The organism is Butyrivibrio sp. INlla16 (genome assembly GCF_900104155.1).
Lineage (GTDB): Bacteria > Bacillota > Clostridia > Lachnospirales > Lachnospiraceae > Butyrivibrio.
In genome coordinates this window covers 23,152-37,487 of sequence record NZ_FMYB01000009.1, presented here as the reverse complement: position 1 = coordinate 37,487, position 14,336 = coordinate 23,152, and the positions used below count along the sequence as shown (strand labels likewise).

The window sequence follows — 14,336 nt, the reverse complement described above, 5'->3', positions numbered from 1 at the left end:
TAAAAATGAAACAGTTACAGTCAGATGTAATCGTAGTAGCAGCAGGCCTTTCAGGACTTGCAGCAAGTATTGCGGCAGCCGAGAACGGCGCAAGCGTAATCACTTTTGAGAAGTCATCCACCACAGGTGGTGCAGCAAACATGGGTATGGGCCCTCTTGGCGTAGGCTCCAGAATTCAGAAGGATCACATGATTGCTCTTACACCCGGTGAAGCTTTCAGAAAGCACATGTATTTCACTCACTATCGTGTAGACGCAAGAATGGTAAGAGATTACTACTTCAAGTCAGGTGACACAATTGACTGGCTCATGGATATGGGCGTTGAGTTCGTAGGTGTTCAGAGAGCATTCAGCGCTCCTGAGGCTACAAGAGCTTACTCAGACGGTGAGTTCACATGGCACGTTGTAAAGCCTGAGGATGGCGGAATGCCCGGCCCTCGCTGTGCAACAGCTATGACAAAGAAGATGACAGAGAGAGCAAAGGAACTTGGCGTAGACTTCCAGTTCGAGACTCCCGTTAAGAAGATCATCATGGAGGACGGCGCAGCTGTAGGCGTAATCGCAGTTGACAAGAACGGTGAAGAGATCGAAGCAAGAGCAAATGCAGTAATCATCTGCACAGGCGGTTTCGGTGATAACCCGGAGATGATCAAGGAGCAGACAGAGTTCGAGTATGGCAACACAATTTACAACTTCGCTGTTCCCGGAATGAAGGGCGATGGTATCAAGATGGCATGGGAAGCAGGCGCAGGCCACGAGCCTTGCATCATGGAGCTTATGTATCAGCTTCCCGACAACATGAACCACTTCATCCTTGACGGTGCTTTCCGTCAGCCTTGCCTCTGGGTAAACAGAAACGGACAGAGATTCATGCCCGAGGATCAGATTGCAAACACAACCTTCACAGGTAACGCAATCGCAGCACAGCCCGGCAAGGTTGCTTATTCAATCTTCGATAGCAAGATGCTTAAAAAGTATAAGAAAAAGGGACCCGATATCGTTTCTCACGTACATCCTCATGATCTTTTCGATCACTTCGATGAGCAGTGGAACGTAGACCTTGCAAACGGTTATGAGCCTATCGTTCAGGCAGATACAATCGAGGAGCTGGCTGAGAAGGCAGGCATCGATGTAGAGGGCCTTGTAGCGCAGGTTGAAGAGTACAACGAGATGTGTGCAAACGGCTTTGATGAGATCTTTGAGAAGGATCGTGCATATATGCAGCCCATCGAGAAGGCACCTTTCTACCTTTGCAGAGAGAACGTTGGTGCATACGGCTCACTCGGCGGCGTAAAGATCAACCACAAGACACAGGTTCTCACACAGGATGCAAAGGTTATTCCCGGCCTTTATGCAGCAGGAACAGATGCATGCAACATCTTCGGTGACAGCTATCCCTTCATCCTTTCAGGAAACACAATGGGATTCTGCCTGAACAGCGGACGTATCGCAGGTGAGAATGCATCAGCAGGTTCTGAGAACTTTGATGATTTTGAATAAAAACAGAGGTTACAGGTAGATGAAGATTTTTATTGACGGAAAAGAAATTGAGGCAAGAGAAGGCGCATCGGTTCTAGATGCCGCCCTTGAAGCAGGCGTTTTTATTCCGCACCTTTGCTCCCATCCTGATTTGGAAGCAAAGGGAGGTTGTCGCCTCTGCTCTGTTGAGATTGACGGAGTGGAGGGGGCTGTGCCCTCTTGTAAAACGACTGTGACTGATGGCATGAAGGTCACGGTTAATGGCCCCGAGGCCGAAAAGGTAAGAAAAACAGCCATGGAGCTGATTCTTGCTACGCACCCCGCTGATTGTACAGGATGTCCCAAGTACGGAAAATGTGAGCTTCAGTCAATGTATCAGTACATGGGAGTAAGCCCGGAGCGCTGGAGAAAGAAATCGAGAGCAGTTCCGAATGATGAGAGCAATCCGCTGATTTCACATCTTTTCACAAGATGCGTAAGATGCGGACGCTGCATCAGAGCATGTCAGGATATGCGTGGTGTTAATGTTCTTGATTACATCAAGACCGACATGGGTATCAGAGCGGGAATCCCGGAGGGCAAGTCCCTTAAGGAAGCCGGCTGCAGATTCTGCGGCGCATGTATTGAGGTTTGTCCCACAGGTTCAATTGTGGATGCATTCCATTTGATGAAACCCGAGAGAACCTATGATGAAAACGTTGTGCCTTGCAGAAGTACCTGCCCTGCACATATCGATATTCCTGAGTATATAAGAGCTGTGAAAGAAGGCAATTTTGATAAGGCGACAGCCATTATTCGTGAAAAGGTGCCTTTCCCGGAGACTCTCGGATCTGTCTGTACAAGAAACTGCGAGAGCCAGTGTAAGAGAGGAGAGCTCAATTCTCCTGTATCTATCTGCAGACTTAAGAGAGCAGCTGCTACGAATGAGAGCGGTGAGTGGAAAAAGAACGTCAGAAAGGATACTCCCACAGGCAAGAAGGTTGCCGTTATCGGGGCAGGTCCTTCCGGACTTACAGCCGCTTACTACCTTGCAAAGAAGGGCCATGAGGTCACTGTTTTCGAGAAAAATGAGAAGGCAGGCGGACAGTGCCGCTACGGTATCCCTGCATACAGACTTCCCGATGAGCTCTTAGACAGAGAGATTGCTACGATTCTTGAAGCAGGAATTACCTTAAAGACAGGCGAAGCCTGTGAAGAGCCCGCAAAGCTTCTTCAGAGCGGTTTTGATGCGGTTCTGGTATCCATAGGAACACATCAGGGAACCAAGCTTCCGATCGAAGGAAATGACCTTGAGGGCGTATATGTGAATGCAGACTTCCTTAAGGCAGCAAGACAGGGCAATCCGCTTCCTGTCGGCGATAAGGTTATGGTTCTCGGCGGCGGCAACGTTGCTTACGACTGTGCCCGCACCGCAATCAGACAGGGTGCTAAGGAAGTGCACATAGCTTGTCTTGAGAATCTTCAGCAGATGACCTCCTCAGAGGAGGAGAGAATGGAAGGTGAGCAGGAAGGCGTAATCCTTCACGCAGCGCATTCCTTCCTTAGAATAACAGGTGATACCAAAGCCACCGGAGTAGAGATCCAGAAGGTAAACAAGTTCTACTTCGATGAAAACAGAAAGGCTATCATCGAGCTCGAAGAAGGTTCAAATCAGATAGTTGAGGTCGACAATGTAATCTTTGCTGTAGGTCAGAAGCCTGAGGGAACAGACAAGATGGGCGTTGAGCTGACACACGGACCTTACATTGCAGCTAAGGACAGTGCAACCAGCGTAGAAGGTGTATTTGCATCAGGCGACGTTGTTACAGGCACAAAGTCTGTTATTGAGGCTATCGCAGGCGGAAGAGATGCCGCTGTGGCAATCGATAAATTCCTTGGCGGAGACGGCGATATCAGCGAAGTTCTGGTGGAAAGACAGGCTCCCGAGAAATACATCGGACAGATTGAGGGCTTTGCGGATCTTGCAAGAACCGAAGCTGAGGTTATGGAAGCAGACAAGAGAAAATGCAGTTTTGATGCGATTGAGAAACCTCTTACCTGTGACCAGGCTAAGTGCGAAGCAGGAAGATGTCTGCAGTGTGATCTTAGAACGACAATAACCAAGGTTAAGCTTTGGAACGAGTATTAAGGAGGAAAAGATGAGTAGCGCAGATAAGATCAAAGAATTAAAAGAAGATCAGTGCGTGGTTGATGTCCTTCTTAAGGAAGTCCAGAGCCATCCCTGCCAGAACTGTGGCAAATGCGTTTTTGGATATGAAGGAATCACACAGCTGGAGATGATCTTAAAGGATATTACCGAGAAGAAGGGACGAAGCGGAGACAAGGCTCTTATGGAAGACCTTGCCGAGATGATGAAAACCCAGTCCCTCTGCGAAGACGGCGAAGATATTGCAGATGCTGTAAAGGAGGCACTTGGCAGTTACGGAGAAATTTTTGATGAGCATATCGCCAAGAAGGGCTGCCGCGCCGGTGTCTGCAAGAAGTTCATGACCTACCACATCCTTGCAAGTAAGTGCGTAGGATGCGGCGAGTGTATGGATGTCTGCGAAGATGATGCGATTCTCGGAAAGAATAAGTTCGTTCACGTAATTGTTATGGATGAGTGTTCACTGTGCGGCAAGTGTATGGAGGCTTGTGACGAGGATGCAATCGTTATGGCAGGCGTCCAGAAGCCTAAGTGCCCCACAAAGCCCATTCCATGTAAGAGATAATCAATACTTCTAAGCCTTCCCCTTGGGGGGGAAGGTGGAGCGAAGCGCCGGATGAGGGGAAGTATTGAAAAAATTAGTGAGGAAAAATAACATGAAAACATTTGGAAAATATTCACGTAGCGTGTCCATAATCGGTGTCGGTTGTACACCTTTTATGTACACCGTAGATAATGAAGAAACAAACGGCCTCACAGAAGGCGAATTGTTTGGATATGCCGCACTTAAGGCTATGGAAGATGCCGGAGTTAACCCTCAGGATGTTGATTTCTACTTCCACGGCTGTGCAAGCCCTTTGAACGGTTCAAACTACCTTACACCCAACGTTCAGATTGCCAACTGGTTCGGAATGAAGGGCAAGGGATCCATTCACCACTCAGAGGCTTGCTGCACAGGCTATCTTGCAATTGAGCAGGCTGTAAATGCGGTTGCTTCAGGAAAATATGACTGTGTTCTCACAGGTGCTGTTGAGTTTGGTGATTCTACACCGAGCCCTGCCGATAATGTTGAGACACCCAAGCACCCTTACAAGCGTGACAAGATGACAATGGAGAAGTTCCTTAAGACTACTTCATGGCTCTATGACAGAACCTACACCAGAAGCCTTATGGCAGGTCAGGAGCTCATCTATGATGACGCGGCAGAGTGGTATGTTCGCACAAGAGGCATCTCTGCTGAGGATATGAATAACACACTCAATGCAATGTGTATAAATAACAGACGTAATGCATCTGTAAACCCGCTTGCTATCGAGAGAACAACCTATGAGGAGCTCGCTGAAAAGGCAGGCATGACTCTTGATGAATACATGAACTCACCCTACAACCCGAAGATGGGTGATTTCCTCAGAGCAGGCGGACTTGAGCTTAAGTGCGACGGCGCTGCAGCATGTATTGTATGTGCTACAGAAAAGATTCCGGAAATCGCAAAGAACTTAAAGCATAAGCCCATCGAGGTTCTCGGAATCGGAAGTGCTGCCTGTGAGGCAACAACACCCCACTTCGAGGTTCGCGCAACAGAGGAAGCAGTAAAGCAGGTTTATGAGTCAACAGGACTTTCCGGAGACGATCTTGATCTGTTCTTTGCAAATGACTTCATCATCACATCTCACCTTGTATCAGCTGAGATCGCAGGATATCTTCCCTACGGCGAAGGCTGGAAGTACATCTGCGACGGACGTACTGCATGGGACGGTGACAAGCCGATCAACTCAAACGGCGGAAGAACCTCCTTCGGACACGCTCACGCAGCATCCGGACTTGCAGATATGTACGAGGCATGCAAGCAGATGTGGAATGAGTGCGGTGATCGCCAGGTTAAGAAACTGCCGAAAACAACAATGCTCCGTGGATACGGCGGTGCTCAGAACGTAGCCGCTATCATCATTCGGACAATGGATTAATAGGGAGGATGAGACCATGGCTATCAAATTAGAGAAAATAGTTGAGAAATTTTACACATCTTTGGAAGAAGGAAAAATTATGGGCCGTAAGTGCCCCAAGTGCGGACATGTTGAGTTCCCGCCCGTATATGCTTGTAACGAGTGCGGAAGCTATGAGACAGAGTGGTACGAGATAAGCGGAAAAGCTAAGCTTCACTCCATCGTACTTCCCGCAGCACTTTCCTCAAAGCCCGAATACAAGAAAATGGGCAAATTCGCATACGGCGAGGTTGAGCTCGAAGAGGGCACAAGACTTAACGCAGTTGTACGCGGAATCAGTAAAAAGAATCGTGAGGAGCTTTCCAAACAGCTTCCTCTCGATATACATGCAGCAATAATAGATCGTGACGGCGGCTTCAAGACCGTAATCTTCGATCTGGATGAGAAGTACCTCAGCTAAAGCCTTCCCCTTGGGGGCGCTCGACGTCCGGGGGACGTCGGTTCAGCGCGGACCGAAGCGGAGCGAAGACAGGTGGCACGAAGTGCCGGATGAGGGGCAAGAAAAAAAGGAGAATAAAAATGAGCAGACAGGAAATTTTAGATCAGGTATTAAACATGGTAGCAATGTCCTACAAGAAGGAGGTTTCTGAGCTTTCAGAGTCCACATCCTTCAAGACAGACTTAAACGGAGCATCAGTTCAGATGGTAGCTCTCGTTTCAGAGATTGAGAACGAGCTTGACGTAGCTCTTATGCTTGCTGATGCAAGTGCTTGCGAGACAATCTCTGATCTCATCGATCTTATTGAAGAAGAGATGTAAAACATTTTGGGCTCGCTGTAAAGGCGAGCCTATTTATGAGAGGTAGAAAATGAGCGTAATTGATAAGATTTTTGAAAAAGCTAAATTGGATCCTCAGAGAGTAGCATTCCCTGAGGCTCTTAATGAAAAGATGATGCAGGCAGCTTATGAGGCAGGCACCGAAGGATATATCATACCTATCCTGGTGGGTGATGAAGCAGAGATCAAGGCTGCTATCAAGGAGAGAGGCTACAAGGAAGAGGCTTTCAAGATCGTTGACGTAAACAACGAGGAATACAAGGCTCTTCTTGTTGAGAAATACACAGCGCTTCCCGAAACAAGACTTAAGGAGAAGGCACTCAGACGTCGTATGGAGGATAAGCTCCAGTTTGCAATGGTTATGCAGGCTGCAGGCGAAGCGGATGTTACCTTTGCGGGAATTGACTATACGACAGGTGACGTTCTTCTTGCAGGACAGATGATAATCGGCATTAAGCCCGGCCTTGCAACAGTTTCAAGTATCGGACTCTGCGATATTCCGGGATTTGATGGAAGCGAGGGATCACTTCTTGCAATCGGTGACAGTGCAGTGTGCACCAATCCCAACCCCGAGCAGCTTGCAAGTATTGCAATTTCAGCTTGTGATACTGTTAAGTCACTTCTCGACTGGGAGCCCAGATGTGCATGTGTCAGCTATTCCACCTGCGGAAGCGGCCAGGGCGAGCTGATTGACAAGGTTACCGAGGCAGTAAAAATTGCTAACGAGCTTCGTCCCGACCTTGCAATTGACGGTGAATTCCAGCTTGATGCTGCTATCAACCCGGATGTTGCCAAGAAGAAGGTAAGCAGAGAGAGCAAGGTTGCAGGTAAGGCAAATGTTGTTATCTGGCCCGACCTTAACGTAGGTAATGTCGCAGTTAAACTCATTCAGCAGTTCGGTAAGGCGGATGCTTACGGTCCGATGCTTCAGGGCTTTAACAAGGTTGTATGCGACTGCTCCAGAAGTGCACCGGTATCCGAGATCAAGGGCAATATCGTAATCAGCGCAGTAAGAGCGGCAGGAGAGAAGAAAAAATGAAAGAATACAAGGTTTTCACAATAAATCCGGGCTCTACATCCACCAAAATCGCGCTTTTTAAGGGTGAAGAGTGTCTCTATACCCAGAATGTATCTTACGATGCAGCTGAGCTTGCAAAATACGAGACCATAAGTGATCAGCTTCCCTACAGAAGAAATATGATCCTTGACCTCCTTAAGGAGGCAGGTCAGTCCATCGATGATGTGGATGTGTTTGTAGGCCGCGGCGGCGGACTTTTTGCTATGGAGGGCGGTACCTACGAAGTGGATGATCTGATTTTGGAGCATGCCAGAACCATGGCAAACGGCGTTATCCATCCTGCAGCACTCGGACCGCAGCTAGCTCATGAGTTTGCATCCAAAAACGGCGCTAAAGCGATGGTAGTAAATCCTCCGGATGTTGATGAGTATCAGGATCTTGCGAGAATGACAGGAATCAAGGGCGTTTATCGCCTCGCACACCTCCATTCCCTCAACCTCAAGGAGACAGCAATTCGCCACAGCAAGAACGTTCTTCATAAAAAATATGAGGAAGCAAACTACATCGTATGCCATATCGGCGGCGGAATCTCAGTATCCGCGCACAGACAGGGAAAAATGGTAGACGGTTTTGATATCGTAGGCGGCGAGGGACCGATGGCTCCTACACGCTGCGGAAGCATATCTGTAGCCAATCTTCTTGATTACATGAAGAAGAATAACCTCGGCGTAGCTGATGTAAAGCCGCTTATTACAAAGTCCGGCGGATTTGTAAGTCACGAAGGAATATCAGATGCTATTGAACTTACAAACCGTGCTGCGAATGGTGATAAGTACGCTGAAATGGTCTGGAATTCAATGATTTATCAGATCGAAAAGTGCATCGGATCTATGGCAGCCGTTCTTCACGGCAAAGTGGACGGAATTCTTCTCGGAGGCGGAATGGTGCATAACAAGGATCTTGTACAACAGATTACAGATACCTGTTCCTTTATTGCACCGGTATTTGCTTATCCCGGAGAATTCGAGATGGAAGCTATGGCTGCAGGTGCAATCCGTGCTCTTAACGGAGAAGAGGAGATTAAGCACTATACAGGAAAGCCCTGCTTTACAGGCTTTGATTTTGAATAATCTATAATCTTTATTAGGCTTCGAAGCTTTATGAAAATAAGGAGTCGGAGCCTGATTCATTTTAGAACGAAAAGAGAGTTACAAATGAACGAAAAAACAATAAGCAAATTGACACTGGCGCTGGGAATAGCGCTGCTTCCGCCTATCTGGGCAGTCCTCTCACCCATGGTTGGTATCACCACCGGTGCAGTAGCTCTTATATGTGCGGGACTCTATGTAGCGAACGGAAACAAGGCATCAGATGCCCTTAAAATTGCTATCGGATTCTTATGCGGCGATATTTGGGCGGTTATCGCGATTTTTATAATGGAAAAGCTGAGCTTTAATCCCAATGCCGAGTTGTATTGTACATTGTTTGTGATGGGTGGCCTCGCGGTTCTCATCGGTGAGAGCGTGCCAAAGTTCATCTTCACGCCGGCATGGCTCTGCGGATGGGCAATAGGTCTTACGATAATGGGACCCATGGCAATAGCTGATATCGGTACACTTCCGCTCCAGATCGGGGCTGCAATGATAGCAGGTGTTGTTTATGTGGGTATCGGAGTGGATGCTTTCCAGAAAAAGCTGATAAGTATTATACTTAAGAAATGATAAAAACAACTAAAATCTCAGAAAAAATATACATACTTGAGGATAGGTTTGAAAGCGGGACCAGCCTTATAATCGGAAGCGAAAAAGCCCTTTTATTCGATACAGGTTGCGGAGTTGATGATATCCATGCAGAAGTGCGAAAGATAACAGATCTGCCGCTCCTTGTAATTTGTAGTCATGGTCATTTTGATCATATTGGCGGAAGCCGCTTTTTCACTAAGGTTTATCTGTCAAAAAAGGATAGAAATATTCTGGATACCTATAATGAGAAACTGCTGAATAAATGGGTCAGTGAGATGGAAGATAATATACAAGACGATACACAAGGTATTGTATTTGGTTGTGGGGATTGGAAGCAGATTGCAGAGCTTGACTTTGACCGAATTGACCTCGGAGATATTCACGGAGAGATCATTGACCTTCCCGGTCATAGCCACGGTTCGATTGGAATATTACTTCCGGAATTAAAGTTGCTTCTTAGCGGCGATGCGCTCTCTCCGATAATCAGTCTGATTTTCAAGAATCACGGAACTGTGGAGGAGGAGCTCCAAACGGTTAAAAAGGCTTTAGAGCTTGATTTTGACTATTATATCTCATCACATAACGGGAATCTTCTTACAAAAGACGTTTTGAAGAGGATGACAGAGTGTCTGAAAGATACCGAAAACAAAAGATTTTATAAGTATTCCTATCCTAAACCGCCCTACGGCGAGGGATATTTCCGCGTCCATTCCCTCGGGGATGAACCGGTGGGGCTCATTGTTGAAAAACACATGTAATTTTTAGACGAAAAGAGGATTAAAAATGAATTTAACAAGTCGGAGATGGCTGGTATTAATAGCAAGTTGCCTGATTAACCTTTGTATAGGTGCATTGTATGCCTGGAGCGTTTTTGCATCTCCTATGGCGGAGCATATTTCAGCGGTACAGGGACTTAGCGGAGACAATGCCGTAACAGCAAGTAGTCTTGCCATAGTATTCTCCATAGCAAATGTGGTTGGACCTATAACCATGATAGGCGGCGGAAAGCTTGTAAGGACAATCGGACCGAGATTTGTAATTATGATAGGCGGAATCTGGTTTGGTTTGGGCTTTCTTATCTGCGGTTTTGCGGGATCTGTTCCGGGACTTATTTTCGGATTTGGTATATGCTGCGGACTTGCCATGGGTATGACCTACGGCTGCACAGTCAGCAACTGCGTTAAGTTTTTTCCGGATAAAAGGGGACTGGTCGGTGGTATAGCCACTGCATCTTACGGACTTAGCTCAGTGCTGGTTCCGATCATTGCCAATGCAATCATCTCCAAAATGGATGTAACAATGACCTTTAAGATACTTGGAATAGCGATTGTTATTATTGTATTTGCTGCATCATTGCTGATTCTTCCCTGTCCGGACGGCTTTGTGCCGGAAGGGTATGTTGCACCTCTTTCCGATAATACAAAAGCATCAAAAGCTAAGGATTATACCTGGAGCGAGATGATTAAGACCAAGGAATTCTACGTAATGATGGTGCTTATGTGCTGCGGCGCATTTATGGGTATGATGATCATTTCGCAGGCTTCCCCGATTGCGCAGAATCAGGTGCTTATGAGTCCGCAGGCAGCCGCTGTGGTTGTATCTGTTCTGGCTCTTTTCAATACAGGTGGAAGAATTCTCGGAGGATTTATTTCTGACCTTATCGGGCAGATAAATACACTTACAATATTGCTTTTTTGCTCGATCGTTGGACTTTTCATGCTTATAATCACCGGAGAGGGTAGCGTATTTACTTTCTATGCGGGTATTTGCATCATAGGTATATGTTTTGGTGGGTTTATGGGAATATATCCCGGTTTTACCAACGAGAAATTCGGTGCAAAGTATTCAAGCGTAAATTATGGAATTATGTTTATTGGTTTTGCATTTTCAGGATTTTTTGCGCCGATAATCATAGGCAGAATCTACAGTATGCAGGGCACTTATGTGGCAGCTTATTATGCAGCAATGATTTTATCAATTTTGGGAATTGCACTTACATTTATATATCGTATAATGAATAAATAGGCTAAAAGTTTAATAAGAATTCCAGTTAATCTTGAAGCTTTTGATGAGAGAGACTGTATGCATAGCGGGGGGAAAGCATGCCGGCATATTTTTCATTGGTCTCTGAATGTAACAGAGACCATATATACGATACTATTCTTAGGGACTTTTACAAGGTTTTGCCGACGGCGGGGCTGAATCTTCTTGGCGAGTACTGGCCGTTCATGGATATACCTTATGATGAACTCATGGATAGCAATCAGAAGAAGCTGGAAGATAACTATCGGCTTGCTTTTAAGGAACACGCCGGGAATGATTATATGCAGATTGTGCATGTCCTGGAAGGTTTTTCCGAAGTCAGAAGCTTTATACTGAATCAGCCGGAGAAGGGGATTTTTACAATAAATATTATTGTTCCCGAGGATGATCTTATAAAGGCGGAGGGCCACAAGATAGTATATGACCGTGAAAAGGTTGATAAACTTATTGCGGTAGCAAAAAAGATCTATGAGCTGCCTTTTGTGGATCTGATACAGACAGATCTTGAGCTTTCCGATGATCCGTATTCACTTGAGGAGATTACGGAAGGAGAGGCTTTGGGAGTAGAACCCTTTGCAATTGTTCCGGACACATTAAAAAACAGTGTACCGGAAAAGTACACTGTTTCAGAAGCATCAGGTAACGGATTGCTTGTAACTATCGACTACTAAATCAGTAGTCGATTTTTTTCGCTCCATGGGCGGGCTCTAACGGGAAATCAAGCCTCCGCCTTAAATACCAGCTGGGCGAAATTGTAGAAGCCCAGATACCAGATGTGAAAATCGTGGCCGCCGTTAAGCTCTTGCCACATGAAGTTCTCACCATCCACAAACTGATCGCAGAGAGCGGGCAGTGATTTTGCGGCCGCTGAAGCGCTTGAATAGGCTGTTCTATCCTGTAATCCGCATATATTGTAGAAATAGTATATGGGATAAGTATTGTCTTTAAGAAGAGAAGCTGTCTGGGCCGCAGTTTTGCTGGTAGGCGCTGCGGAAAAGGCTCCAAAATATCCAAACATATCGAGGCATTCGCCTATTCCGATATTTATTGTCTGCATACCGCCCATTGATAAGCCGGCAATGGCTCTGTGTGCTCTTGCTTCGGACAAATCATAACCTTCACTGTATTCAGCATAGGTGCTGTAGTGTGAATCAATGTAAGGAATCAGATCGTTTCGAAGCTCCTGGCCGAATTTGTAGAATCCGTCTATTCCGGAACCGCCTTCGCCTTCAAGATCACAGGCTCTGCCATTGGGTGTTACAACTATGAAGGGATCAATGTCTCCGTAGTAAGCAAGATTATCCATCAGTGCTTTAACTCTGGAAGTTTTCTTATCCAATCCCCATTCGTTTTCATTGCCGCCGATTCCGTGCAGCAGAATCAGAACATTATATTTTTTATCGCTGCTGTAGTTGGCAGGAAGATAGATATTTGCTTCCTTTGTGATCTCATGGCCGTCTCCTGCATAGTCGTGGGCGGGATATGAGATATGTTCTACGGTACCTGAAGCCTCATCCGTTCTCAGGGCAGTGTACTTGGGAAGTACAAGGTCACCGACTTCAGCTTCTGCGATTCTCTCATCTTCAGTACTTGTTGCATTCTCATCGGCATCTGCTACGTCAGCTTCCTCTGTATAGGAGGTTTCCTGCTCAATTGCTTCTGCGATTCCGTCGGCAACCTCAGCATTTTCTTCGGCAGTTGTCTCTGTCTCAGATACAGTCTCTTCCGCAGAAGATGCCTCCTGCGAGGCTGCTTCAGCCGGTGCGGCTTCCTTCTCTGCAGCGCTTTGGCCACAGCCGTATAGAACAGACAAACTGATTGCCAATAACCCAATTAAAATTCTCTTTTTCATGATAGCTCCCTAATATTTTTATTTTGATTTTTTTCACATGGTAAGTATTGTACCACACATAAATAGTGTATTTATCGTAAGTGCTTAGTGCTAACCATTTATAGGCTTTATCGTGGCAGATATTGCGATGTGATATACTGTTTAAAAAGTTTTGAAAAAGAAGAGGACATTTGGTATGAAAAAAAGATTGTTTATTTTGATAGCAGCATGCCTGATCATGTCAGGCTGTGGAAACAGTACAAGCACCGAAAGGCCGGCTCTGCCCACTCCTTCAGAGACCGAAACGGTTTCAGATCAGAGCGCCGATGAGACGCCGACAATGAATGCAACAGACGATGGCAGCGACAGCAGTACGCCGGCATCCGATTTTACGGAAGTTCCTTCAAGTGATAGTGCGGCGGATGATTTTGGTGATACCGGATCACCGTCTACAAGCTTTGAAAGTGACGCGCCGGATATGAGCGAGCCTGAAAGTATAAGTGACGATTCGTCGCCGTCATCAGCCGGCGTGACAACCCCTTCCGGCCAGAGCTCTTCAGGGGTTGAGAGCAATTTTGATAATGATATTGACGAGCCTGTGACAGCTTCTGAAAACGAGACTGAAAGCGATGAAGCCGGTTCTGAGAAGGAAGAGGCTGCTCCCGCGAATGAAGCACAAAATGAAGCACAAAACGAAGCAACCGAGGCTACTTCCGAGGAGGAGACTCCTAAAGAGGAGAGCACCGGATATGGCAGAATCTTCTTTGTGGGAGATTCAAGAACAGTTGATATGTTTGATGGAAATGCAGAGGAAATCTACGATTATGATGCCGGCGGAATCAGGGTTTTTGCAAAAGACGGCTGCCACTGTGCATACCTCACTGATGTTATCGGTCGCTATGGCACAGGGGAGTTTGACACGCTGGTATCATGGCTTGGCTGCAATGATAACAACGATGCGGCTTTATACGAGTCTGTATACGAAAGTCTGATAAGCCAGGGAAAAACGGTTGTTATCTGTACAGTAGGCCCTACTGCGGATGAATCCCTCAGCGGCGAATTCGATGTCGCAAACTATCCAAATGAAAAAATGATCGCCTTTAACCAGAGCGTCACCGGATGGGCAAGTGCTCACGGAGTGAAGGTGATAGACGTATATTCCTATGTTAAGAACAACGTAGAGATATCGCCCGACGGAATACATTACAATCCCAAGCCCACAACGGCAATCTGGAACTATATTGTCAGCAATTTGTAATATGACGAAGATAAATATCTTGTGAAGGAAAGGTTGGTGT

Annotated in this window: 14 protein-coding genes; 13 read left to right on the top strand and 1 reads right to left on the bottom strand. The window is 46.4% G+C overall.

The window, feature by feature from the left end; genetic code table 11:
- Positions 1-5 precede the first annotated feature (5 nt).
- The 12 genes from BLR42_RS06215 to BLR42_RS06160 all read left to right on the top strand — a co-directional run bounded on the left by BLR42_RS06215 (position 6) and on the right by BLR42_RS06160 (position 11,878).
- The gene (locus BLR42_RS06215) at positions 6-1,499 is read left to right on the top strand and encodes an FAD-dependent oxidoreductase (protein ID WP_091867530.1); all 1,494 of its coding nucleotides are present in this window, start codon (positions 6-8) and stop codon (positions 1,497-1,499) included.
- 19 nt (positions 1,500-1,518) lie between these two features.
- Positions 1,519-3,606 (top strand): FAD-dependent oxidoreductase, encoded by a 2,088-nt coding sequence (locus BLR42_RS06210; protein WP_091867528.1) that lies wholly within the window; start codon positions 1,519-1,521, stop codon positions 3,604-3,606.
- Between the two features lie 10 nt (positions 3,607-3,616).
- Positions 3,617-4,189, top strand: a complete 573-nt coding sequence (locus BLR42_RS06205; protein ID WP_091867526.1) for an NADH-ubiquinone oxidoreductase-F iron-sulfur binding region domain-containing protein — start codon at positions 3,617-3,619, stop codon at positions 4,187-4,189.
- Positions 4,190-4,280: 91 nt separating this feature from the next.
- Positions 4,281-5,588 (top strand): thiolase family protein, encoded by a 1,308-nt coding sequence (locus tag BLR42_RS06200; protein ID WP_091867524.1) that lies wholly within the window; start codon positions 4,281-4,283, stop codon positions 5,586-5,588.
- A gap of 16 nt (positions 5,589-5,604) precedes the next feature.
- Positions 5,605-6,027, top strand: coding sequence for a Zn-ribbon domain-containing OB-fold protein (locus BLR42_RS06195; protein ID WP_022761269.1), 423 nt, complete (start codon positions 5,605-5,607; stop codon positions 6,025-6,027).
- Positions 6,028-6,146: 119 nt separating this feature from the next.
- A complete protein-coding gene (locus tag BLR42_RS06190; protein WP_022763357.1) occupies positions 6,147-6,386 on the top strand; it encodes an acyl carrier protein in 240 nt (79 codons plus the stop codon).
- A gap of 49 nt (positions 6,387-6,435) precedes the next feature.
- Positions 6,436-7,443 (top strand): phosphate acyltransferase, encoded by a 1,008-nt coding sequence (locus BLR42_RS06185; RefSeq protein ID WP_091820862.1) that lies wholly within the window; start codon positions 6,436-6,438, stop codon positions 7,441-7,443.
- On the top strand, positions 7,440-8,552 hold the full coding sequence (gene buk, locus BLR42_RS06180; RefSeq protein ID WP_091867522.1) for a butyrate kinase: 1,113 nt from the start codon (positions 7,440-7,442) through the stop codon (positions 8,550-8,552). The genes BLR42_RS06185 and buk overlap by 4 nt, the downstream gene beginning before the upstream one ends.
- Before the next feature lie 84 nt (positions 8,553-8,636).
- The gene (locus tag BLR42_RS06175) at positions 8,637-9,143 is read left to right on the top strand and encodes a DUF1097 domain-containing protein (protein WP_091867520.1); all 507 of its coding nucleotides are present in this window, start codon (positions 8,637-8,639) and stop codon (positions 9,141-9,143) included.
- On the top strand, positions 9,140-9,922 hold the full coding sequence (locus BLR42_RS06170) for an MBL fold metallo-hydrolase (RefSeq protein ID WP_091867518.1): 783 nt from the start codon (positions 9,140-9,142) through the stop codon (positions 9,920-9,922). The genes BLR42_RS06175 and BLR42_RS06170 overlap by 4 nt, the downstream gene beginning before the upstream one ends.
- Positions 9,923-9,947: 25 nt before the next feature.
- On the top strand, positions 9,948-11,189 hold the full coding sequence (locus BLR42_RS06165; protein WP_091867516.1) for an L-lactate MFS transporter: 1,242 nt from the start codon (positions 9,948-9,950) through the stop codon (positions 11,187-11,189).
- A 77-nt stretch (positions 11,190-11,266) separates the two neighbouring features.
- On the top strand, positions 11,267-11,878 hold the full coding sequence (locus BLR42_RS06160) for a hypothetical protein (protein ID WP_091867515.1): 612 nt from the start codon (positions 11,267-11,269) through the stop codon (positions 11,876-11,878).
- Positions 11,879-11,925: 47 nt separating this feature from the next.
- On the opposite strand, the gene BLR42_RS06155 is transcribed toward BLR42_RS06160, so the two are convergent.
- A complete protein-coding gene (locus BLR42_RS06155) occupies positions 11,926-13,059 on the bottom strand; it encodes an alpha/beta hydrolase (RefSeq protein WP_091867514.1) in 1,134 nt (377 codons plus the stop codon).
- 175 nt (positions 13,060-13,234) lie between these two features.
- Between BLR42_RS06155 and BLR42_RS06150 the strand changes: the two genes are divergently transcribed.
- Positions 13,235-14,296: an SGNH/GDSL hydrolase family protein gene (locus BLR42_RS06150; RefSeq protein WP_091867513.1), complete on the top strand. Its 1,062-nt coding sequence runs from the start codon at positions 13,235-13,237 to the stop codon at positions 14,294-14,296.
- Positions 14,297-14,336 lie beyond the last annotated feature (40 nt).